The organism is Brevibacterium sp. OS20, assembly GCF_056837565.1.
Genome location: NZ_CM166367.1, coordinates 3,303,163 through 3,324,972 on the forward strand (window position 1 = coordinate 3,303,163; position 21,810 = coordinate 3,324,972).

21 protein-coding genes are annotated in these 21,810 nt (G+C 64.1%); 3 read left to right on the forward strand and 18 right to left on the reverse strand.

Features of this window, described 5'->3' with window-relative positions:
• Positions 1-20 precede the first annotated feature (20 nt).
• Complete coding sequence (pspAB, locus tag ACVZTU_RS14795; RefSeq protein ID WP_482400725.1) at positions 21-620, forward strand: PspA-associated protein PspAB; 600 nt, start codon at positions 21-23, stop codon at positions 618-620.
• Positions 621-752: 132 nt separating this feature from the next.
• On the opposite strand, the gene ACVZTU_RS14800 is transcribed toward pspAB, so the two are convergent.
• From ACVZTU_RS14800 to ACVZTU_RS14810, 3 genes are all read right to left on the reverse strand, one after another.
• Positions 753-971 (reverse strand): RNA-binding S4 domain-containing protein, encoded by a 219-nt coding sequence (locus ACVZTU_RS14800; RefSeq protein ID WP_025780455.1) that lies wholly within the window; start codon positions 969-971, stop codon positions 753-755.
• Positions 971-1,792, reverse strand: coding sequence for a hypothetical protein (locus ACVZTU_RS14805; RefSeq protein ID WP_482400726.1), 822 nt, complete (start codon positions 1,790-1,792; stop codon positions 971-973). The genes ACVZTU_RS14800 and ACVZTU_RS14805 overlap by 1 nt, the downstream gene beginning before the upstream one ends.
• A gap of 229 nt (positions 1,793-2,021) precedes the next feature.
• A complete protein-coding gene (locus ACVZTU_RS14810) occupies positions 2,022-2,771 on the reverse strand; it encodes a sulfite exporter TauE/SafE family protein (protein ID WP_482400727.1) in 750 nt (249 codons plus the stop codon).
• A 76-nt stretch (positions 2,772-2,847) separates the two neighbouring features.
• On the opposite strand from ACVZTU_RS14810, the gene ACVZTU_RS14815 reads away from it, so the two are divergent.
• Positions 2,848-3,615, forward strand: coding sequence for a DUF1707 SHOCT-like domain-containing protein (locus tag ACVZTU_RS14815; protein WP_482400728.1), 768 nt, complete (start codon positions 2,848-2,850; stop codon positions 3,613-3,615).
• 113 nt (positions 3,616-3,728) lie between these two features.
• Here ACVZTU_RS14815 and ACVZTU_RS14820 read toward each other — a convergent pair whose 3' ends face one another.
• The 15 genes from ACVZTU_RS14820 to ACVZTU_RS14890 all read right to left on the reverse strand — a co-directional run bounded on the left by ACVZTU_RS14820 (position 3,729) and on the right by ACVZTU_RS14890 (position 20,780).
• Entirely contained in the window at positions 3,729-4,112 is a 384-nt protein-coding gene (locus tag ACVZTU_RS14820; RefSeq protein WP_181270736.1) for a DUF4440 domain-containing protein, read from the reverse strand.
• Between the two features lie 202 nt (positions 4,113-4,314).
• A complete protein-coding gene (gene groL / locus ACVZTU_RS14825; RefSeq protein ID WP_039208485.1) occupies positions 4,315-5,958 on the reverse strand; it encodes a chaperonin GroEL in 1,644 nt (547 codons plus the stop codon).
• Between the two features lie 553 nt (positions 5,959-6,511).
• A complete protein-coding gene (locus ACVZTU_RS14830; protein ID WP_025780447.1) occupies positions 6,512-6,715 on the reverse strand; it encodes a cold-shock protein in 204 nt (67 codons plus the stop codon).
• A 457-nt stretch (positions 6,716-7,172) separates the two neighbouring features.
• Entirely contained in the window at positions 7,173-7,736 is a 564-nt protein-coding gene (locus ACVZTU_RS14835) for a LytR C-terminal domain-containing protein (protein ID WP_172171477.1), read from the reverse strand.
• 2 nt (positions 7,737-7,738) lie between these two features.
• The gene (locus ACVZTU_RS14840) at positions 7,739-8,005 is read right to left on the reverse strand and encodes a DUF3263 domain-containing protein (protein ID WP_025780444.1); all 267 of its coding nucleotides are present in this window, start codon (positions 8,003-8,005) and stop codon (positions 7,739-7,741) included.
• Between the two features lie 329 nt (positions 8,006-8,334).
• Entirely contained in the window at positions 8,335-9,801 is a 1,467-nt protein-coding gene (locus ACVZTU_RS14845) for an aldehyde dehydrogenase family protein (protein WP_139468152.1), read from the reverse strand.
• Positions 9,802-10,247: 446 nt separating this feature from the next.
• A complete protein-coding gene (locus tag ACVZTU_RS14850) occupies positions 10,248-11,438 on the reverse strand; it encodes a lactonase family protein (RefSeq protein ID WP_482400729.1) in 1,191 nt (396 codons plus the stop codon).
• A complete protein-coding gene (locus tag ACVZTU_RS14855) occupies positions 11,435-12,769 on the reverse strand; it encodes an MFS transporter (protein WP_482400730.1) in 1,335 nt (444 codons plus the stop codon). The genes ACVZTU_RS14850 and ACVZTU_RS14855 overlap by 4 nt, the downstream gene beginning before the upstream one ends.
• Before the next feature lie 147 nt (positions 12,770-12,916).
• On the reverse strand, positions 12,917-13,432 hold the full coding sequence (rraA, locus tag ACVZTU_RS14860; protein ID WP_458311819.1) for a ribonuclease E activity regulator RraA: 516 nt from the start codon (positions 13,430-13,432) through the stop codon (positions 12,917-12,919).
• Complete coding sequence (gene acnA, locus ACVZTU_RS14865; protein WP_482400731.1) at positions 13,429-16,212, reverse strand: aconitate hydratase AcnA; 2,784 nt, start codon at positions 16,210-16,212, stop codon at positions 13,429-13,431. The genes rraA and acnA overlap by 4 nt, the downstream gene beginning before the upstream one ends.
• Positions 16,213-16,422: 210 nt before the next feature.
• Positions 16,423-17,136 carry a GntR family transcriptional regulator gene (locus ACVZTU_RS14870; protein ID WP_458311817.1) on the reverse strand — a complete coding sequence of 238 codons (714 nt, stop codon included), beginning with the start codon at positions 17,134-17,136 and terminating at the stop codon, positions 16,423-16,425.
• Positions 17,137-17,283: 147 nt separating this feature from the next.
• Positions 17,284-18,789 (reverse strand): tripartite tricarboxylate transporter permease, encoded by a 1,506-nt coding sequence (locus tag ACVZTU_RS14875; protein WP_458311815.1) that lies wholly within the window; start codon positions 18,787-18,789, stop codon positions 17,284-17,286.
• Complete coding sequence (locus tag ACVZTU_RS14880) at positions 18,789-19,310, reverse strand: tripartite tricarboxylate transporter TctB family protein (protein ID WP_458311813.1); 522 nt, start codon at positions 19,308-19,310, stop codon at positions 18,789-18,791. Before ACVZTU_RS14880 ends, ACVZTU_RS14875 begins: the two co-directional genes overlap by 1 nt.
• On the reverse strand, positions 19,297-19,671 hold the full coding sequence (locus ACVZTU_RS14885) for a universal stress protein (RefSeq protein ID WP_458311812.1): 375 nt from the start codon (positions 19,669-19,671) through the stop codon (positions 19,297-19,299). Before ACVZTU_RS14885 ends, ACVZTU_RS14880 begins: the two co-directional genes overlap by 14 nt.
• Before the next feature lie 98 nt (positions 19,672-19,769).
• Positions 19,770-20,780, reverse strand: coding sequence for a Bug family tripartite tricarboxylate transporter substrate binding protein (locus ACVZTU_RS14890; RefSeq protein ID WP_482400732.1), 1,011 nt, complete (start codon positions 20,778-20,780; stop codon positions 19,770-19,772).
• A gap of 255 nt (positions 20,781-21,035) precedes the next feature.
• Here ACVZTU_RS14890 and ACVZTU_RS14895 point away from each other — a divergent pair, with 255 nt between their 5' ends.
• Positions 21,036-21,737, forward strand: a complete 702-nt coding sequence (locus ACVZTU_RS14895) for a uracil-DNA glycosylase (protein WP_181270739.1) — start codon at positions 21,036-21,038, stop codon at positions 21,735-21,737.
• Positions 21,738-21,810 lie beyond the last annotated feature (73 nt).

Genomic DNA, 21,810 nt, shown 5'->3' on the forward strand with positions numbered 1-21,810 from the left:
ACCACCGAATTAGGAGCTCCATGGGATTCTTCGACGCACTGCTCGGCCGGTCCAAACCGAAGCGGGCCAACCTCGACGACCTCTTCGCCCTGCCGCCGGCGGCACTGACTCTGCAGGCCGCGACCGGCTTCACCCCCACCGGTGTCGGGGCCGTCGCCTTCCGTCAGGTCGAGGGAGCCGCGTTCCAATCCGCCGAGTCCGAAAGCGTCGCCCTCATCGGCTCCGACCCGGCCGCCTCGGTGAGGCAGGAGAACGACGGGTTCGGGTTCACGTGGCAGGTCGTGGCCGATGAGAACGCCGAGGTGGTCAACCTCGTCACGAACATCCACGCCGTGAACTCGGCGCTGGTCAATCAGGGCTTCGACACGATGCTGCTGTGCACAACCGTGTACTTCGTCCATCCCGATGGACGCCGGATGGCGTTGGTCTACCAGTACAAGCGCGGAACCTTCTATCCGTTCGTGCAATTGGGCCCGAAACAGCGGGACAACCCCCTGGAGATCCAGGTCAAAGGCATCCTCTCCAACGAATTGCCCTTCGAAGAGGACACGTCGAACTGGTCGGCTCTGTGGGACGCCCCGGGCATCAACGACGCCCCGGGAGCTCCTGAGCTGCGGTAGGCAGTTCAGTCCGAACAGAGAACAGTTCAGTCCGAACAGAGAGCAATTCAGTCCGAACAGAGAGCAATTCAGTCCGAACAGACAGATGGAGGGCGTCCCTGCAGGGACGCCCTCCACTCATATCCGAAGCTGTCAGCCTTCCTCAGCTGCCACCTCGATGACTTCGCCGAGAGCTTCGATACGATCGCCGGGACGGATCGTAGCACCGCGGCGGGTCTCGACCTCGCCGTTGACGCTGACCTCACCGTCGGCGATCATGTCCTTGGCCATGGCACCGTGTTCGGCGATTCCGTGGAGTTTGAGCAGCTGACCGAGTCTGATCGACTCGCCGCGGATCTCGATCGTGTCCATCAGAACATGTCTCCGAATCCGTCGAACAGGCCGCCGCCGTCGCCACCGTCGCCTCCGAAGAAGCCGCCGCCGTCACCGCCGCCCGTGTCACCGCCCATATCGCCACCGGCGTCGCCCATGTCGCCGCCGTAGGCGCCGTCCCAGCCGCCGCCCATTCCGCCGAACATCATGGCACCCATGAGGACGCCGGGCAGCAGGCCGGAGCCAGCGTAGGAATTGAAGTAGCCGCGGTTGTATTCGGCGTAGGCCGGCCCGGCCTCCCAGTAAGCGCGACGGGTGTGTCCGTCACCGGTGACGACCTTGCGCACCAGCGGATCGGCGCCGACAGCGACGCGTTCGGCGTCGGCAGCGCACACGGGCACGGGGCGCAGCTGGCCGCCGGCCGGAGCCCAATCGATGTCTTCGGCCGAGGGACCGTGCTGCGGGTTGAAGAAACAGGGCGGACGACGCACCGGCAGGGGTTTGCCTTCGACCCGGGCGCGAACGCATTTGGCGGCATAGCGGCCGTCTTCGAGCGCCTCGGTGACGTGGCGGATGTCAGTGGGTTCGGAGACCTTCTCGAGTGTCTCCTTGGCGACGTCGTACGAGTCGAGCGCCTGCTTGTAGTCCTGCGCTCCGCCCGTGTCGAGGTCGACGCCAGCGGTGATGACGTCGAGTTCGGCGACTTCCTCACCGAATGCGGTGACGTCCTCTTCAGCGGTCTTCTTCACCTGCTGAAGTTCAGCGGCGTGCAATTCCTGCTGCCGCTTCTTCTCCTTGCGGTGACCGATGAAGAAAACGGCCCCGAGAACTACGAGCAGCAACAGAAATACTTCAGTCACGATCCATGCCTCCCAGGCTAGCTTTGTCCTCGAACAGTATGCCCGATGAAACTGGAAGACGTCTGAGCCTGTGCCCCACATCTGCTCAGTCCCCGGCCGTCGATGACGGCTCAGTCCCGGCGGTGGAAGACCGGTGCATGCAGGTCACGCGACGCCGTTGCGCGCGGGTCATCGAACACCGCCGCTCGCCCAGTGCGCCACCGCCTCAGACGGCCAGTGCGCCACCGCCTCAGACGAGGGCCACGAGACCTTTGACCAAGGCCGCGATCCCGCCTCCGAAAGCCAGGACGAGCATCCCGATCCGCGCTGCGCCCACGTCGATATGGCGGGAGAGCCAATCGCCTCCGGCGAGGCCCGCCACAAGGACGAGCCCGAGTCCGATCCAGACTCCGAGCTCCAGGTGAAGCCAGGTCCCTCCGTCGATGATCACCTTCATCACCACCGCCGAGGCGGTCCCGACGACGAGGAACGGCTGCAGGGTGGCCGCGAACGACCGTTGTTCCCAGTTCGTCAGCACAGCGAAGGCGCTCACCGCCGGCCCCCCGGCTCCTGCCGCGGCAGACATCGCCCCGGAGAAGAGACCGGCCGCCAGGCGTGTGCCGATGTTCGCGGGGATCGTCCGCCCCAGCTTCCCCAAGGTCAGTGAACTGATGAGGGAGACGATGATGAGTGCGCCGATGAGGATCTGCAGCGGCGGGGTCGGCATCGATGACGACAGGAGTGCGCCGGGGATGGTACCGATCACCGCGCCCAAGGAAAGATGCCGGAAAGGCGGCCATTCCACCTCTGCGAAGGTGCGGACGAAGACGGAGAATGAGGCGACGATTCCGCAGATGTTGACGAGGATGACGCCGCTGAACGGATCGAGGAGAAGGACGAGGAAGGGACCGCTGACCAGGCCGAATCCCATCCCGGTGACGCGTTGGGACAATGCGCCGAGGAACACGGCGAAGAGGATGAGCACGACAACGGGTTCCACTCGGTCGAGTTTAGTCCAGCCCGATTCCCGGCTGATCCTCAGTCTCACCGCTGATCGCGGGGTTAGAGTATTCACCATGAATGCCAGTCCCCTCTGGTCGCGGTTCAGCGCAGATCCCCGCTCGTATGGGCGGGTCCGGGCCTCTGATGCCGACCGCGCGGTCGTCAGTGATGTCCTCTCGGAGGGTTATGCTCTCGGTCAGCTCGACGTTGAGGAGTTCGATGAACGCACCGAGGCGGCTGCGAAGATCAAGACGCTCGGTGAAGTCCCAGAGCTGATCGAGGACCTCGTCCTCGCCGATCCGGCCGAGGTCGAGCCTGGCAAGCTCGATGATGCGGGCCGTGCGCAGGCACTGGCTCGCCTCGAGGCAGAGCGGGTGCCGATCACGCCGGAGCAGATCGATGCCGCGGCGCATAAGTACTACCGAGATCGGGTGCGTCGTGCACTGCTCGGTGCTGTTGCAGGACCGGTCGGGATCGTGCTGGCGATCTGGGCGATCTCGTCGATCGCATCTGGAGGGTTCATCTTCTTCTGGCCGATCTTCGTCATCATTCCCACGCTGCTCGGCGGACTGGGACACATCGCGCGCAAGGACGAGATCATCCGCAACCGGAAGAAGGAGCTCACTCGACGGGCCCGGGCTCAGCTCGGTGATGCTGAGGCCAAACGACAGCTCGAGGAGGGTGAGCCTCCCGAGCGGGATTATGAAGCGGACTTCGGTACGGGCCTGCAGCCGCCGCATCCCTCTCATCCGCCGTACTCTCCCGGACAGATCTCACGACGGGAAGAGCGGGACCGGCGCCGGTCGCATCGCCGCCATAACCGCGACAATCCCTGGGACTGAGGTTACGTTCCGGGTCTGGCAGGGTCTGGGCCTCTTCAGGCCCGGAAACTCCGTTTCCTACTCAGACCGGGAACCTCCGGGACCGTCTCAGGCCGGGCACGTCCGGAACCGTTTCAGACTTGGAAGATCCGGATCTGTCCGAACTCCTGTGCTTTGTGCGTGGTGAACCACATCGTGTGCGAGAAGTGCCGCAGGTCGTCGCCGTCGGCCTCGGCCTGCCAGTATCCCCACGCGGCCGCGGCTTTGCCGTGGGTGATCGCTGCTTCGAGGTGGCCGACCTCGTGAGAATGGCCGGACAACTTCAACAGCGCTTCGACGACGGCTTCCCGGCCCGTGTGGGTTTCGACGTCGGAAGGGTGAACGACCTGGAGCACGCAATCGTCGGCGATCACCTCGTTGAGTGCTTCTCTGTCGCCGTTGAAGAGATTCTCCTCGAACGTTGCAACGAAGACGTTCTTCGGACTGTTTCCGCAGGCGTCGGTTCCGGTGAAGGTCATGGACCCAGCCTATGCGGGCCCGAGCGGTGTCACAACGGGTCGGCGGGCCGCCTCGGCGATGATGGTCGCCGACGCACGACGAGCGGACACTTCCGCGTGAACGATCTGACCGTCGGGCCGGGACCCGAGAGTCCGAGCACGAAAACGGCCGTGCCGGCACCCTTGCGGGCACCGGCACGGCCGATCGAACAAGCGGTGGCTATCAGAAGCCCATGCCGCCCATTCCACCCATTCCGTCCATACCGGCAGCTGCGTCTGCACCTGCGGCGGCCTTTTCGGGCTTGTCGGCGACGACCGACTCGGTGGTGAGGAACAGACCGGCGATCGAGGCGGCGTTCTGCAGGGCAGAGCGGGTCACCTTGACCGGGTCGTTGATGCCGGCGGCCAGCAGGTCCTCGTACTCACCGGTGGCGGCGTTGAGACCGAATCCGGCTTCGAGGTTGGCGACCTTGTCGGCAACCACACCGGCTTCGAGGCCGGCGTTCGTGGCGATCTGCTTCAGCGGGGCTTCGATGGCAACCTTGACGATGTTGGCACCGGTGGCCTCGTCTCCCTCGAGTGCGAGGTCGGCGAATGCGGCCTTGCCAGCCTGGATGAGCGAGACGCCGCCACCGGCGACGATTCCCTCTTCCACAGCAGCCTTGGCATTGCGCACGGCATCTTCGATGCGGTGCTTGGTTTCCTTGAGCTCAACCTCGGTGGCGGCTCCGGCCTTGATGACTGCAACACCGCCGGCCAGCTTGGCCAGACGCTCCTGCAGCTTCTCACGGTCGTAGTCGGAGTCCGAGTTCTCGATCTCGGCGCGGATCTGAGCGACCCGTCCGGCGATCTCCTCGGCGTCTCCGGCACCCTCGACGATGGTGGTCTCGTCCTTGGTGATGACGACCTTGCGGGCGGTGCCCAGCAGATCGGTGGTCACGCTGTCGAGCTTGAGCCCGACTTCCTCGGACACGACCTGGCCACCGGTGAGGATGGCGATGTCGGCGAGCTGAGCCTTGCGACGGTCACCGAAGCCCGGAGCCTTGACGGCCACGGACTTGAAGGTGCCCTTGAGCTTGTTCAGCACCAGGACAGCCAGGGCTTCGCCCTCGACGTCTTCGGCGATGATGAACAGCGGCTTGTTGGACTGCTGGACCTTCTCGAGGACGGGCAGCAGGTCCTTCACGTTCGAGATCTTGGAGTTGACGATGAGGATGTAGGGATCCTCAAGGACAGCTTCCTGGCGATCGGTGTCGGTGACGAAGTAACCGGAGATGTAGCCCTTGTCGAAGCGCATACCCTCGGTCAGTTCGAGCTCGAGTCCGAAGGTGTTGGACTCCTCGACGGTGACGACGCCTTCCTTGCCGACCTTGTCGATGGCCTCGGCGATCAGTTCACCGATTGCGGGATCTCCGGCGGAGATGCCAGCGGTAGCGGCGATCTGTTCCTTGGTCTCGATGTCGATGGCGTTGTTCAGCAGGACGTTCGTGACGGCCTCAACGGCCTTCTCGATACCGCGCTTGAGGCTGAGCGGATCAGCACCGGCTGCCACGTTGCGCAGGCCTTCGCGGACGAGAGCCTGTGCGAGCACGGTAGCGGTGGTGGTTCCGTCGCCTGCGACGTCATCAGTCTTCTTGGCGACTTCCTTGACGAGCTCGGCGCCGATCTTCTCGTAGGGGTCCTCGAGTTCGATCTCCTTGGCAATGGAGACGCCATCGTTGGTGATGGTCGGTGCGCCCCACTGCTTTTCGAGCACGACATTGCGACCGCGGGGTCCAAGGGTCACCTTGACCGCGTCCGCAAGCTGGTTGAGGCCAGCTTCGAGTCCTCGACGAGCTTCTTCGTCGAATGCAATCATCTTTGCCATAGTGGCTTAGATCCTCCCTGATGGAGTGGAGTGGGCATCCAGAGCAGTCGTCAACGCCCGCGACGGCAGAGAGTGTGTCCGCATGTTCCATTCCACATATGGACCACGCTCTCGAGACGACTGGTGGGAACCCATCGGTTTTCACCAGTACTAGATTTAGCACTCTCCCCATGCGAGTGCAAATGTTTGTCGCCCGCCAAGATGGGCGAGGGCAGTTCAGATCCGCGAGTTGTCGGCGCGCGATGGAGGCGCAGCGGGCAGTTCGGCCCAGCGCGAAACGCTTGGCGCAGGCCCGATTGCCCACGATTTCGAACAGCCCAGTTTAGGGCGAGTAGCCCTGTTTTCAACATGGGCTGCTCAACTCACACTGGGCTGAATCGAAGTCCATGCGCACGGGTGCACCCGACGCGGCCCCCGCGCCCCGCGGGCACTGAAAAGCGCCGAGCAGTTGCCTGCTCGGCGCTTCCCCCGTGCGATTGGTGCCGGTCGGCCCGAAGGCCGTTCCGACTCCCCGCCGCAGCGGATCAGAAAACTGTGCTGACAGCAGCCAGTCTCAGAGGAGGGTGACGGACTCCGCCTGAGGACCCTTTTGTCCTTCTCCAACTTCGAACTGAACCTGCTGGCCCTCTTCGAGAGAGCGGTAGCCGTCCATCTGGATTGCGCTCCAGTGAACGAACACGTCCTGGTTGTCGCCTTCAAGGGTGATGAATCCATAGCCCTTTTCAGCGTTGAACCACTTGACGGTACCTTGTGCCATTACTTCTCCATACAGTGCAGTGCCATTGAAATCCCGCATCGCAGCCGCGATCAGATGACCCCACCCGAGATACGGAAGCTAGTAAAACTCAACTGACCCCGCGACTTCTCTCATTGACCTCTAGAGAATAATCTCGGTGAAGCACGAATAGAACACAAGGTGCTGTGCTTGCCTAGCTGTTGCAACTCTACCGCAGGCGCGCATCCCACCTAGAGCGGTTCAACACTGTTATAGATTCGTTACCTAAGGGTTTCTGCCCTGTTCACAGCGGGGATCGCGGCGAATGGAATCAGACCATTCGGTCAGGAATTCGCCGAGGCGGCCCACCGTCCCATGACCCGACCGCAACCAAGGAGTCCCTCAGCCTCATGGCCTCATGGCCTCATCGCCGAGGCGGCCGAGGCCGAACCGATCGCGCCGACTCAGTCGCGCTGCCGCGCCGCCGAATCGCTTCGGATCACTCCGAGTCCCCGCCTCCACTGGGTTCGGGTCCGCGATCGGCGATGTCCGAACAGATGACGACCGTGATGTCGGCTTCGAAGTCGGACGAGGCCTCGGTGGCGGAGACTCCCAGCGACTTGGCGACGAGTTTGGCCTGGGACGCGTTCTCCTCGCCGTTGTAGTACACGGTCGAATCAGAGAGGTTCGTCGAGTAGTTGCCGACCTGCCCGAGCTTCCAGCCCTTCTCTTCGACAGCCTCGGAGAACTTCTTCGCTGCACCGGAGACGCCGGAGCCGTTGAGCACGTCGACGGTGATCGAATCGTCCGCGACGCTGACTTCGCTCTCACTCGGTGAGGGTTCGGCCGACGCCGATTCGGAGGCCGGAGGGTCGGCGATCTTCGACTCGGGGTTGCCCATCGAGGAGAAGATGATGTTGATGGCGGCCACGACCAGCAGGACAGCGACCAGGGCGAGGATGATGACCAGCGAGATGGCACCGATGTTCGACGACGCCGCGGACTCCTGTCGATGGGCACCGCTGCGCCGGCCGGGCTCGATCTCGTCGAATTCGTCGGTCATGTCTACCTCGAGACGCGGGCTTGGGCGCGTTCGCTCTGCCGCGTGCTGCGGATACGGCGAAGGCGCTTGACCAGCATGGGGTCGCTGGCCAGAGCTGCAGGATTGTCGAGAAGCGAGTTGAGGATCTGGAAGTAGCTGGTGGCTGACATGTCGAAGCGCTCACGGATCGCGTGGTCCTTGGCGCCTCCGTATTTCCACCACCGCCGCTCGAACTCCAAAACGGCCACCTCGAGCTCGCTCAATTCTGAGGTGTCGTCGTTCGGCGGCATAGAGGTTGTGCTCCTTCGAGAGGTGTCTGTGCTTCTATCCTATCGCCGGATCGGCGGTACCGAAATTTCCGGCGCGCCGCCGAGGCTGTGAGGTCGATCGCGACCGGGGCACGGCTCGTGGGACGGCAACTCGCACATGCCCGGCGGCTGCTGCGCCCGCAACTGCATCACCCCGCCGCACGGCACCGGATCGGTGACCGTGTCGACGGGGTGAAGGGAACGACCTGCGCCGAGGCGGGGCCGCCTCGGCGAACCGGGTGACCCGATCACGAGGATCGGATCGACCCCACATTCGACCGCAAGAGCAGGGCCGCCTCAGCGGGATCGGATCAGCGGATACGGATGTTGACCTGCTTGATCTGGGTGAAGCCTTCGAGCATGCCCTCGAGCGAGGCCTCGCGGCCGAAGCCGGAGGTCTTCATGCCGCCGTAAGACTGGCCGGCCAGCTGGCCGCCGCCCTGGTTGACCTGGACCCAGCCGGATTCGATCCGGTTGGCCATGGTCAGGGCCGCGTCGACGTCCTTGGTGAAGACGAAGGCCGCGAGTCCGAAGTCGGAGTCGTTGGCCATGTCGATGACCTCGTCGATGTCCTTCCACGGGATGACCGAGAGGACGGGGCCGAAGATCTCTTCACGGCTGGTCTGCCAGTCGTTCTTCGCCTTCGAGAAGATCACGGGCGCGTGGTAGAAGCCGGGTTCGCCGACTTCCAGCGAATCGGAGCCGTCGTAGGCGATCTCGACGCCGTCCATCGACTTGCCCATCTCGATGTAGCTGGCGACCTGATCGTACTGCTTCTCGTTGATGATGCAGCCGATGTCGGTGGACTCATCGCGGGGGTCGCCGACCTTCATCTTCGACACCGCGTCGACGAGCTTGGACAGGAAATCGTCGTAGATGTCCTCGTGGAGGAACAGACGCGACCCCATGGTGCACGACTGGCCCTGGCGGGCGAAGCGGGTCGACAGCAGCACCTGCTCGAGGGTGTCGTCGTCGTTCGAATCCGGGAAGATGATGTTCGGGGACTTGCCGCCGAGCTCCATCGACGAATGCGCGAGACGGCCACCGGCCACCTCGGCGACGTGACGGCCGACGCTCGTCGATCCGGTGAACGAGACCTTGTCGACGTCGGGGTGGACGTTGAGGGCCTCACCGATGACCGAGCCCTTGCCGGTGACGACGTTGAGCACACCGGCGGGCAGGATGTCGGCGATGATCTCGGCCATCTTGAGGATGGTCAGCGGTGCATCCTCGGCGCATTTGAGGACGATCGTGTTGCCGGCGGCGATCGCGGCGGGGGTCTTGAAGGCGGCGATCATCAGCGGCGAGTTCCACGGCAGAATGCCGGCGACGACGCCCAGCGGCACACGCTTGGTGTACTGGAGCTGCTTGTCTCCGGCGGGCAGGGTGTTGCCCTTGACCTCACCGGCGACGCCGCCCATGTAGCGGAACAGGTCGGCCAGGGTGATCGTCTCCGGGCGAGCCTGGGTGCGGATCGCGTTGCCGGTGTCGAGAGCAGTCAGCTGGGCGAGTTCCTCCGAGGCGGCTTCGAGCGCATCGGCGCAGGCCAGAAGCTTCTTCTGGCGTTCCTTGAACGGCAGGGCCGCCCACTCGGGGAAGGCCTTCCGTGCGGCCTGGACGGCACGGTCGGCGTCGGCCTCTTTGCCATTGGGCACCTTGGCGATGACGACGTTGCGGTCGATCGGGGTGATGACATCGGTGGTGTCGCCGTCAGCGGCATCGACCCATTCTCCGCCGATGAGCATCTTCCAGTTCTTGGCCTCTGGGAATTCCGACATTTCGGTCCTTTCGTTCAACGATGAACTCCTTAGGCCGAGCATAACGCGTGGCGCTGAACGGCAATACACCGGTTCGGTAGGCGATCGCGCACACCCGATCTGCGCTCCGTGCACATGCGCGCAGGTCGATTCCCACCCTCGCCGAGGCGGTGCGGAGGTTAACGTCCACCTCCCCCGAAGCGGTGCGGAGGTTGTCGACTGCCCTCGCAGGGGTGGCGCCGAGGTTACCGTCCACCGTCGCCGAGGCGGTGCCGGGGTTCGCAAAGCTCGCCCCTCTCGCGTCTGCGCGGTGAATGGAGGATTGTTGGGTCGATCCACGGTGATATCGGTGAGGAAACCACTGCGGATCGACCAAACAATGATGTCGGTGGCGTCTTCCCGCCCCCGTCCGCTCCCTGAGGCGGCACTCATCGGTCGTGAGTGGAGCGCCCGTTCTCCCAGTCCTCTCAGGCGATTGCCGAACGGCTCGCTGGCTCGGCTCCATAGACGATGCAGACCGGAGACGACACCTCGGCCAGCAGCGCCGGTTCCGGCCGGTCGGATTCGCTGCCGCTGGTCTCGATGCGCACAATCCGGTGCGAACGTTCGAGCGCAACGTCGAGGCCCGGATACAGAGGGTGAGCCGTCGCAAATCTCGGCCGGACTCCCCCGGCGCCTACGTGCGTCCGCAATGCCAGTCGCCCGTCCTCACCGATATCCCAAAGAGCTGCAGTGTCCTCCTCCGGTCCTCCCGGAGTGGAGTCTCCGGCTCCGCTGCGGTTCGTCGCCCACAGAGTCGCACCGGCGTGGCCCAGCACGATCTCTCCCCCGCGACTGTCGCGGACGTCGTCGTCGGGCAGTGTAGGCACAATCTGCACGGCTTTCATCGCTCCGTGCTCTCGGGATCTCGCTCCGGTGACGACGGTGACGGTGCTGCCGAGTTCGCCGAGCACGTAGGCCCGGTCCATACGAGGGTGGATGACGAGATGGCGTGGCCCGCACCCCTGCCGCAGCCGGAGCTCATCGACGACCTCCATGCGGCCGGTGGCGCGGTCGATGCTGCATTTGAAGACAGTGTCGAGTCCTTTGTCCGGAACGAGGAAGTGCGAGGGGTCCTGCTCGCCGTCCGGCGCCACGGCTGTCGTTTCGGTAAATCCAGCCGACTCCACGGGTTCGATGAACACCGCCTGGTGCGGCTTCGCTCCAGCCTGATCGTCACTGAACGGACCGGGCTCTCCGGTGAAGGCCAGAACGTCGACGACGTCTGTAGGAGTGCCGTCTTCCAAGATCCGGAAGCTCGCCACCGTTCCCGAGGAATGGTTCGTCACGATCAGCCATTCGCCGCTCGGGTCGATGACGATGTGTGCCGGGTTTGTGCCCCCGGTGCTGTGCTGACCTAGTGAAACCAGAATCGGATCCGCCGCCCCGCCTGAAGCTTCCTTCACTGCATAGCTGCTCAACTCGGTCATGTCTCCGTGGACGGCATGCAGGACGGAGTTCTTTCGGTCGAGAGCGAGAAACGAGGGATTGATGACGGGGACCGTCTCGATGTGAGTCCACGGTTCTTGCGTGGCGTCGAAGACTTCGATGCCACGACCACGTGCATTGCGCTTCTCCGTCGTGCGTGTGCCGACGAATGCCAGGTCGTTCATTTTCATGCGTCGGCACCGGCGCTTTCCTGATTCTTCGCCGGCTGACGCTGCACCTTGGGCAGTTTCATGAACACCATCATCGCGGTGGCGATGACGAGCAGGATCCCGAAGAAGTACAGTCCGGCTCGGGCAGACCCGGTGCCGTCGACGATGAGCCCCTGAGCATAAGGACCGACGAATCCGCCGAGGTTGCCGATCGAGTTGATCACGGCCACTGCTGTTCCCGCGGTCGCCGCGTCGAGGAACCGGTTGGGCACCACCCAGAACGGTGACTTGAAAGCGTAGAGCCCGGTCAGCGCCAGGGTGATGGCAGCGATGACGAGGACGGGAGACTGCATCCAGGCGGCGAGGAACATCGAAATCGCTGAAGCACCCAGCGGCAGCCAGCAGTGCATCTGACGTTCTCCGGTGCGGTCGGAATTCCGCGACCACACCACCATGACGACCGCGGCGACGATATAGGGGATCATTCCGATGAGTCCGATCTGGATCGTCGACAGCGAGTCCGAGAGCCCGCTGATGATCTTCGGCAGCCAGTACCCGACGCCGAGACTGCCGACCTGGTAGATGAAGTAGATGGCGCTGAGGTAGAGGACCTTGGGATTGATGATCGTCTTCCAGACGCTGAGCTTGACCGTCGAGTCCTTCACCGCGTCGGCATCTGCCTGGAGCTCACCGAGCAGCCATCCGCGCTCTTCGATCGTCAGCCATTTCGCCTGGGCCGGAGAGTCGATGAGGAAGAACAGACAGACGAAGCCGAGCAGCACCGCTGGTATCCCTTCCAGGACGAACATCCAGCGCCACCCGCTCATGTCGAACCACGAGACGTTGGACATGATCCAGGTGCTCAGCGGGGACGAGATGATGTAGGAGACCGGGATCGAAGCGACGAAGAACGAGATCATCGTCGCCTTATGACGGGCAGGGAACCATGCACCGAGGTAGACGATGATGCCGGGGAAGAATCCGGCTTCAGCCACACCGAGGAGGAAACGGACGATGTAGAGCTGGATGTCGTTCTGGACGAACCCCATCACAACGGCAAGTACGCCCCAGGTGAGCAGGATCCTCGCAATCCATTTCCTCGCGCCGAACTTCGCAAGGAAGACATTGCTGGGGACTTCGGCAAGGAAATAGCCGATGAAGAACAGCCCGGCGGCGAATCCGAAGGCCTGACTGGTCAGAGCCAGTTCCGAGTTCATCTGCAGCGACGCGTAGCCGATGTTCGCACGGTCGATGTAATTGACGATGTAGAGGATGAAGACGAACGGCACGATGCGCCATCCGACCTTGGAGATCACGCGCTTTTCAAGCGTTGTCTGTTGTGAGTGTGTCATCTTCGACTCCATTGGATGATCGACATTGATCGATGTCGTAGGGGTTGGAACCGCTCTTGCGAATTGGATTCCGCAGTGCTGAGAGCAGCCCGGGAAGCTCCGGTGGGTGTCCTTTGCTGCTGAACGGGCTCGGGCGCTACTGCCCCGTCAGCCCGTCAGGCCGAGTTCGTCCGGTTTGGACGGGAGAACGACGATGCCGTCTGCGTCGGCGATGAGGAACTCGCCAGGGCCGAATTCGACTCCGCCGAAAGCGACCGTGACGTTCTGCTCACCTTCGCCGTCTTTGCGGGATCGCCGTGGGTTGAGGCCCAACGCACGGATGCCGATGGGTATGTCGCCGAGCGCGTGGCGGTCCCGAACGGCTCCGTTGACGACAAGTCCCGACCAGCCGTTGCGCGCTGCCCGCGCGGCCATATTGTCGCCGAGCATGGCTCCGGTGAGGTCTCCCCCGGCGTCGACGACGATGACGTGCCCCTCGCCTGGCTGCGAGACGATGTTCTTGAGCTGCATGTTGTCGCCTGGAGAGCGGAAGGTGACGATCGGGCCGCTGAAGGCTTCGCGGCCGCCGAAATCGGTCATCTGCAGCTCGCACGCTCGCAGATCACGTTCCAGCCGGTCTCCGAGCTCGACGGTGGCCGGAATCCGTTCATTCGGATTGTTCATGCTCGTTTCGTCCCTTCCTTTTGGGGGTGATCTGCCTGTTCTGTGTCGGGCGCGCTGTCGAGCGAGACTTGCAACGCGTATGGGAGGATGCCGCCGGCGCGGAAGTACCTCTGCTCCAACTCGGTATCGACACGAGTGGTGACTGTGAAATCCGTGGTCTGCCCCGAGGCGGGGTGCACCGCTCGCACAACAGCCGAGCCGGCGACCGAACCGTTGCTGTCCAGTCCGGAGATCGTGAATTCCTCCGTGCCGTCGAGGCCGAGAGAATCGATGGAATCTCCGCCTGCGAACTGCAGGGGAAGCACGCCCATGCCGACGAGATTGGATCGGTGGATGCGTTCAAACGATTCTGCGATGACTGCGCGAACACCGAGGAGGCTCGTGACTTTCGCTGCCCAGTCCCTGGACGACCCGGTGCCGTATTCTCTGCCCCCGAAGACGACGAGCGGCACTTCGCGATCCGCCGCGGCATCGGCGACCTCGTGAATCGGGCGGATGATCGGTTCAGCATCCTCACCTTGTCCGAGTGTGCCGTTCTCCGCCTCTTCGGCCAGGCTTCGTGTCTTTCCCCCGTTGCCGTAGGGAACCAGCCGGTTCGACAGGTGCATGTTCGTGAACCCGCCCAGCCGCATGACCTGCCAGTTACCTCGACGTGAGGCGTAGCTGTTGAGGTCGCGAGGCTTGACTCCGCGCTCAAGCAGGGCCTGACCGGCCGGGGTGACACTCGGGATCCGGCCCGCCGGGCAGATGTGATCGGTGGTCACCGAGTCCCCGACCACCACCAGTGCTCTAGCTCCGACGATGTCGTCGACGCCGCGGTTCGGGGCGTCGAGGAATGGTGGGCGACGGATGTACGTCGACTCCTCGCCCCAGGAGAAGATCTCGCCCGGGATCGTTTCCAGCATCTGCCAGTTCTCGTCCCCGTCGAAGATCGTCGAATAGACCTCGTGGTAGGTGCCCGGGTCGACCGAGTCCCGGACGACTGCTTCGATTTCGGTGTCCGCGGGCCAGAGGTCGGCCAAGAACACGTCGGTGCCGTCGTCGGCGGTGCCGAGCGGGTCGTTCGTCAGGTCGATGTGCGTCGATCCGGCCAGCGCATAGGCGACCACGAGCGGTGGTGAGGCGAGGAAGTTCATGCCGACGTCGTTGTTGATGCGGCCGTCGAAGTTCCGATTGCCCGAAAGCACGGATGCGACGATCCGGCCGTCTTCCCTGACCGCGCGCGTCGCCTCGGGCAGAAGATCGCCGGAGTTTCCGATGCAGGTCATGCACCCGTATCCGACCAGTCCGAATCCGATGTCAGACAGTGCATCGAGCAGTCCGGCTCTGTCGAGATAGTCAGTGACGACTCGGGATCCCGGCGCCAGGCTCGTCTTCACCCATGGGCGTGGTTTCAGGCCGCGGTCTCTGGCATTGCGCGCCAGCAGTCCGGCAGCGACCATGACCATGGGGTTCGAGGTGTTCGTGCACGAGGTGATCGAGGCGATGGCCACGTCGCCGTCGCGGATTCCGCGCGGTTCGCCTTCGTCGCCGCCAGTCGGCACAGCGGACGGGACCTGCGCCGACGAAACGGTACCGGCCTCGGCTCGTTCGGTCAGCCGGGCGGCGAGAAAGTCATCCGTGACTCTTGGGACGCCGCTCAGTTCGATCCGGTCCTGCGGACGACGGGGACCGGCGACACTGGCGGTGATCTCGCTGAGGTCGATGGTGACGTCGCGGTCGAACCGAATCGTCCGGTGCGGATCGTGCCACAGCCCCTGTTCCTTCGCGTACTGTTCGACGAAGTCGACGTGCCGTCCCGAACGTCCCGAGTCGGCGAGGAACTCCAGCGTGCGCTCGTCGATCGGGAACATCGCCGAGGTGGACCCGAACTCGGGGCTCATGTTGGCGATCGTGCACCGCGTAGGGACCGGCATTGCAGCAACGGCTGGGCCGTGGAATTCCACGATATTGCCGACGACGCCGAGCGCTCGCATGCGCTCGGTCACGGTGAGGACGAGGTCGGTGGCAGTCACTCCCGCCGGCAGTTCGCCGACGAGCCGGACTCCGGTCACCGGCGGCAGCAGCATCGTGATCGGCAGCCCCAGCATCGCGGCTTCGGCCTCGATTCCGCCCACACCCCAGGCCAGCAGCGACATGCCGTTGACCATCGTCGTATGGGAGTCGGTTCCGGCAACGGTGTCGGGGTAGGCGCGTCCACGGTCGAAATGGATGACCTGCGAGAGGTATTCGACATTGATCTGGTGCATGATCCCGGCGCCCGGAGGAATCACCTCGAGACCGGTGAACGCCTGCTTGCCCCATTTGAGGAATCGGTAGCGCTCCGCGTTGCGCTCATACTCGCGCCGGACGTTGAGGGCCGGCGCATCTGGGCGGCCGAAGAAGTCGGTGACGACCGAGTGGTCGACGGTGAGGTGGGAGGGAACGCCCACATCGACAGCCGAGGCGGGGCCGCCTGCCGCCACGGCGGCCTCGCGCAGGGCGGCTAGGTCGGTGAGTACGGGGACCCCGTTGGTGTCGTGGAGGAATACCCGGGAGGGGTGGAACGCGATGTCATGGTCCCCCGTCTCCTGACGGACGACTGCTTCGATGTCACGTTCGGTCACGACCTCGCCGTCGAGGTGGCGAATCAGGTTCTCGAGTATTACGCGCTGGCTGAAACCGAGTTCGTCGATACCGGAGATACCGTCGATGCGCCAGATCTCTGTCGGGCCGTACGCGGTCGAGATGGTGTCCCGGAACCTTTCGTTCGGACCCGACTCAGCATTTTCGACTCGCATCTGTCCCACATTTCTTCGTTGATTATAGGTTATAACCTGTAATCTACAACGAAATCCACGGCAGGACAAACGCATGGAGAGGGAAAGGGACCGCGGAGGTCAGCCGCGTCGTCGATCTACGGTGCCGCGCCTAAGGCGTTCGGGCCGTTCAGGCGAAAGCGCGACCGAACGATCAGCAGTCGGGCAAGGGCAGGCAGGCGGCCACCTGCTTCAGGCTTCGTCGTCGACCGATGCCGGCGATGAGGAGTCGGTGGCCAGCAGGCCGATGGCTCGGCGCCCGAGGCTGCCGGTGATATGGGCGGCCGCCCGGGTCTCGGCGAGAACCGGGTCTCCGGCTGCCACCGCATCTCGCAGTCCCTTGTGTTCGGAGTGGACGCGTGCCCGCCCTTCATCATCGGGCGTCCATGAGCGCAGGGTCTCGAGTCGATAGAGATCCGTGCGGTCCCAGAGGCTCTCGAGGAAGTCGATGAGGACCGGGTTGCGTGAGGCGTCGTAGATCGACCGGTGGAATCGCCTGTGAGCATCGAGGGCGGACTGGGACCCCTGGCCGGTCAGCGGCTCGAGCTCCGAGAGCGCCGCATCGATCGCCTCGATGTCCGCATCGGTGCGGCGCGCGGCGGCCAAGGCACAGGCCCTCGGGTCGAGCGCCGACCGCACCTCATAGAGGCTGCGCGCACCTTCCGAATCCACAGGCACGACCCGCGCGTCACGGTGTGAGCCGAGAACGACCAGACCTTCTGCGGCCAAGCGGCGCAGGGCCTCCCGCAGAGGAGTCGTGCTCAATCCCAGCTCGGTGGCCAGCTTCGCCTGTGAGATGACGCTGTCCGGACGCAGGTCGCCGGTGAGAATGCGCTCGCGCACCTCGGTGTAAGCGATATCGCTCTTGCTGTGGAACGCTGGCGCTGGTCGACCGACTAGGGTCATCACTCACTGTCCATTCATTCGGCCGGTCCGGTTCCATTCCAGCCTATAGCTTATTCGGACGTTCTGCCGCCCTCGGCGGCCGATCTCCGGAGCCCGCGCCGCCGTCGACCGTCAGACTTAGGTGAGCGCCGAGCCTCCGCACCGATGTCACACGTCGCGCCTGGCGCGGGAGCCGAGACGCTTCCACACGGTGATGACGATGACGACGAGAAGGATTCCGTAGAGCGACCAGGTCACGGGACCCGACACGAGCACCGAGACGTGACCTCCACCGGACATCATGGCATTGCGCAGGCTCGTCTCGGCCAACGGGCCGAGGACGACGCCGATCATGATCGGTGCGAGCGGAATTCCGTAGCGTCGCATGATGAACCCGACGATGCCGACGGCGAGGACGATCAGCAGATCGGCGATCGATGAGCTGGTCGCGTAGATGCCGAGCCCGCAGAAGACCGTGATCCCCGCGTAGAGGTACGGCTTGGGAATGAGCATGAGCTTGGCCCACAGCGGCGCGAAGGGCAGATTGAGGATGAGCAGAACGATGAGTCCGATGAAAAGGCTGGCGATGAGCGTCCACACCAGGTCGGAGTTGCGCTCGAACAGCATCGGTCCGGGCTGCAGACCGTACTGCTGGAAAGCCGCAAGCATGATCGCCGCCGTCGCCGAGGTGGGCAGCCCCAATGACAGCAGCGCACCCATGGCCGTGCCCGAGGTCGCATTGCTCGCGGCCTCCGGACCCGCAACTCCGCGAATCGCGCCCTTGCCGAACTGCGGACGACGGCGACGACGGTCGAGCTGGCGCTCCGTGCCGTAGGCCATGAAGGTCGGAACCTCGGCACCACCGACGGGGATGACTCCGAACGGAACACCGAAGGCGGTGCCGCGCAGCCACGCAGGCAGCGCCTCCTTGAATTCAGCAAGGGAGAGGAAAGGCCGTCCCGAGACCTCGACAGCGGTGAGCTTCTCGTCCCGATGGATTCGGGAGGCGACGTGCAGGACCTCGCCGAGAGCGAGGATGCCGACCGTGATGACGATGATGGAGATTCCGTCGAGCAGCTGAGGCGCACCGCCGGTGAAGCGGGAGGCACCGGAGATTCCGTCGATGCCGACGACGGCGAGAGCGAGGCCGATAGCCAGCGACGACAGCCCTTTCACAGCGGAGTCGGAGACCACCGAGGCGGTGGCGACGAAAGCGAATACGGCGAGCGCAAGGTATTCCGCGGGGCCGAACATAACCGCGATTTCGGCTAGCTTCGGAGCGAAGAACACGACGATCATCGTTGCCAGGAGACCGCCGATGAACGCACCGATGGCAGCAGTCGCCAGCGCCTGGGGAGCACGGCCGAGCTTCGCCATCCTGTGCCCCTCGAAAGAGGTGGCGATCGCCGTCGACCCGCCCGGAGTGTTCATGAGGATGCCCATGGTCGAGTCGCCGAAGAGTCCGCCGAAGTAGACTCCGGCGAACATGATGAATGCACCGGCAGGGTCGAGGCTGAAGGTGACTGGCATGAGCAGCGCCACGGCCATCGATGAGCCCATTCCGGGGAGAACGCCGACGGCCGTTCCGAGGAAGGCTCCGACGAAGACCCAGAGCAGGTTCATCGGCGTCACCGCCTGGCCGAAGCCCTCGAAGAGCAGGTTGAGTGAGTCCATCAGCTGTAGATCCCTTCGAAGATGCCGCCGGGCAGAGTCAGACCGAGACCGGCGCTGAATGCGAGTTGGATGGCCGATGAGAAGACCAACGAGATTCCGATGTCGAGCAGCCTGCGACGGCTGCCGAGTGCATGGGCGACCACCCAGAAGAGCAGCGCTGCGGAAAGGATCCAGCCCACGGGGATCAACAGGAGCGCGAAAGCGAGGAAACCGCCGATGACAAGTCCGAGCGACCGCCAATCGGAGTGGAAGCGGTAGTCGGCCGAGCGGGCTTCCGGCGGCGCACGGAACACCCCGATGGAGAGGAGGACACCGAGCACTGCGATCGCAATGGCGATGATGATCGGGAAGAAGCGCGGCCCGGGAGCCATGGCGCCTTCGGGAACATCCATGGTGACGATCCCGTATGTCAGATAGCCGGCGACGGCGAACAGCAGCACGGCGACGGTGAGCTCACTGCGGCCAGTCAAACGGCCGCGCACTGTGGACTCGCCGTGCGTCTGCGTCTCAGCGATCGTCATCGTCGTCTCCCTTCACGGTCAGCACGGGAATCCTCGCCCCGAGGATGATCGTCTGCGCGTCCGAACCCAGGAGGAATTTGCCGACCCGCGAACGCGAGCGGATGCCGATGACGATGAACTCCGCATCGATCTCAGCGGCCATGTCGAGCAATTCGGAGGCCATGTGGTGGTCGCGGCTGTCGCGCTCCAGCACGATGGCACCGGCGGACGCCGCTTCGGCGAGGACTGCATCGTCGTCGCTGCGAACATCGTCGAGCACGAAGACGTTCAGCGGCGCCTGCTTCCATTCGGCGATATCTCGGCCGTGGCGGAGGGCGGCTTCGCCCTCAGAGGTGCTCGTGTATCCGACAAGGATTGTCATTGTGTTTCTCTTTTCGCTGTGCCGCGCGATGGCGGTATGGGGCGTGTGCAAGTGGTTGGAGGCACCGAGGTTGTTGCGCGAGGTCCGAGCGCCGGGAGTCAGTACCCGAGGTCGGCCCAGATCTCGTTGACCGCTTCTGTCTCGGAGTCGACGTATTCGGCGAACTCGTCCTGGCCGGCGTAGCGGTCGACCCATCGGTTGCGCTTGATCGCGTCCTGCCATTCGGGGGTGGATACGGTCTCTTCGACGATCTGCCCGAGCTTCTCTTCGTCGTCGGCACTGAGTCCGGGAGGCGCGAAGACACCACGCCAGTTCGTCAGTTCGATGTCGTACCCCTCCTGCTTGAGGGTGGGCAGATCGATGGATGGCACGGGCTGTGGCGCGGAGACCGCGAGGGCTTTGAGGCTGCCCGATTCGATCTGGGCTTCGAAGTCCGCGTAGCCGCTGACGGAGGCTTTGATGGTTCCCGACAGCAGGGACGTTGCCAGTTCTGCACCGCCGGAATAGGCGATGTAGTTGACGTCCGTGGGATCGATGCCTCCGTCTCCGGCCAGCTGGGCTGCGATCATCTGGTCGAGTCCGCCCAGAGATCCGCCGCCGACCGCGAACTCACGAGGGTTCTTCTTCCACTCCGCGAGGAGATCGTCGACGGAATCATAGGGAGCGTCGGCAGGAACGACGAGGACGTCGTAGTCCTCCGTCAGTCGCGCAATCGGGGTGACGTCGTCAAGGTCGGTCGATGAGCCGTTGATGTTGATGGCACCGAGCATGGTGATGCCCATGACCATAAGTGTCGTGTTCTCACCCCGCATGCCGGCGAGCTGATTGAGCCCGATGGTTCCTCCCGCACCCGGGATATTGACCACCTGGGCATTGTTCACTATGCCGGCAGATCGCATCGCCTGTTGGGCTTCTCGAGCTGCCCCGTCCCATCCTCCGCCGGCGTCGGCCGGGGCGATGAGGTTGAGTTTGCTGGTCGCGTCATGCCCGGCTCCGCTGGCCGAGGCATTCACGGTGGCGAGGGCGATGATGACGGCTCCGGCCACGGCGAGGACGATCATGATGATCCTCTTCGGCCACGGACGCGATCGTTCGGGATTGAATGGCACTGGGCTGTCCTTTCGGGCGGTACGTCGTGCTTCGTGAGCCGGCTGAGGGCATGCCCGGTTCCGCCAGAACCATGAACAGCGGCCCCTTCGCCTCGCTCGTGAGAACAGTCGACCGGAACTCATCCGACTAGATGATCCGCATCACTGCTATTCGCTATAGGTTATAACCTATAAACCAAGAAGTGCAACTGCCGGATCGCTCTGCCCATAGCCTCAACGCGATCTCGTCCGCCGAGCATCGCTACACTCGTGCCCATGACGTCGACGCCCCCGCTGACAGAGATCATGTCCCCCGATTGGGCGAACGCCCTGACCGGAGTGGAAGAGCGCATCCACTCGATGGGCGACTTCCTCCGCGACGAGATCGCCGCCGGTCGCGCCTACCTGCCCTCCGGGGACTTCGTCTTCCGCGCCTTCGCCGAACCGCTGTCCGAGGTCAAGGTCCTCATCGTCGGCCAGGACCCCTATCCGACGCCCGGCCACGCCATCGGCCTGTCATTCGCCGTCGACCCCGATGTCCGTCCCCTGCCGCGGTCGCTGGGCAACATCTACAAGGAACTCGAGTCCGACCTCGGGATTCCGCCGGCCGCGCACGGGGACCTGCGCGCCTGGTCACGCCAGGGAGTCATGCTGCTCAACCGCGCCCTCACCGTCTCCCCCGGCGAACCCGCCTCCCACCGCGGCAAAGGCTGGGAGGAGATCACGGAACGGGCAATCACCGCGCTGATCGAACGCGATCAGCCGCTTGTCGCGATCCTCTGGGGCCGCGACGCCCGGAACCTCGCTCCCCTGCTGACATCAGGAACCGCCGAGGTGGCCATCATCGAATCCGCGCATCCCTCACCTCTGTCGGCACGGCGGGGATTCTTCGGCTCCCGACCGTTCTCGCGCACGAATGAATTGCTCGCACAGAAGGGCATCGACCCGATCGACTGGGCCCTGCCGGATCAGGTCTGAACTCGGCTCAGGCCCTGCCAGATCGGGCCTGAGCCCGGATCAAGGGTGAGCCCGAATCAGTGCTTGGCCCGGA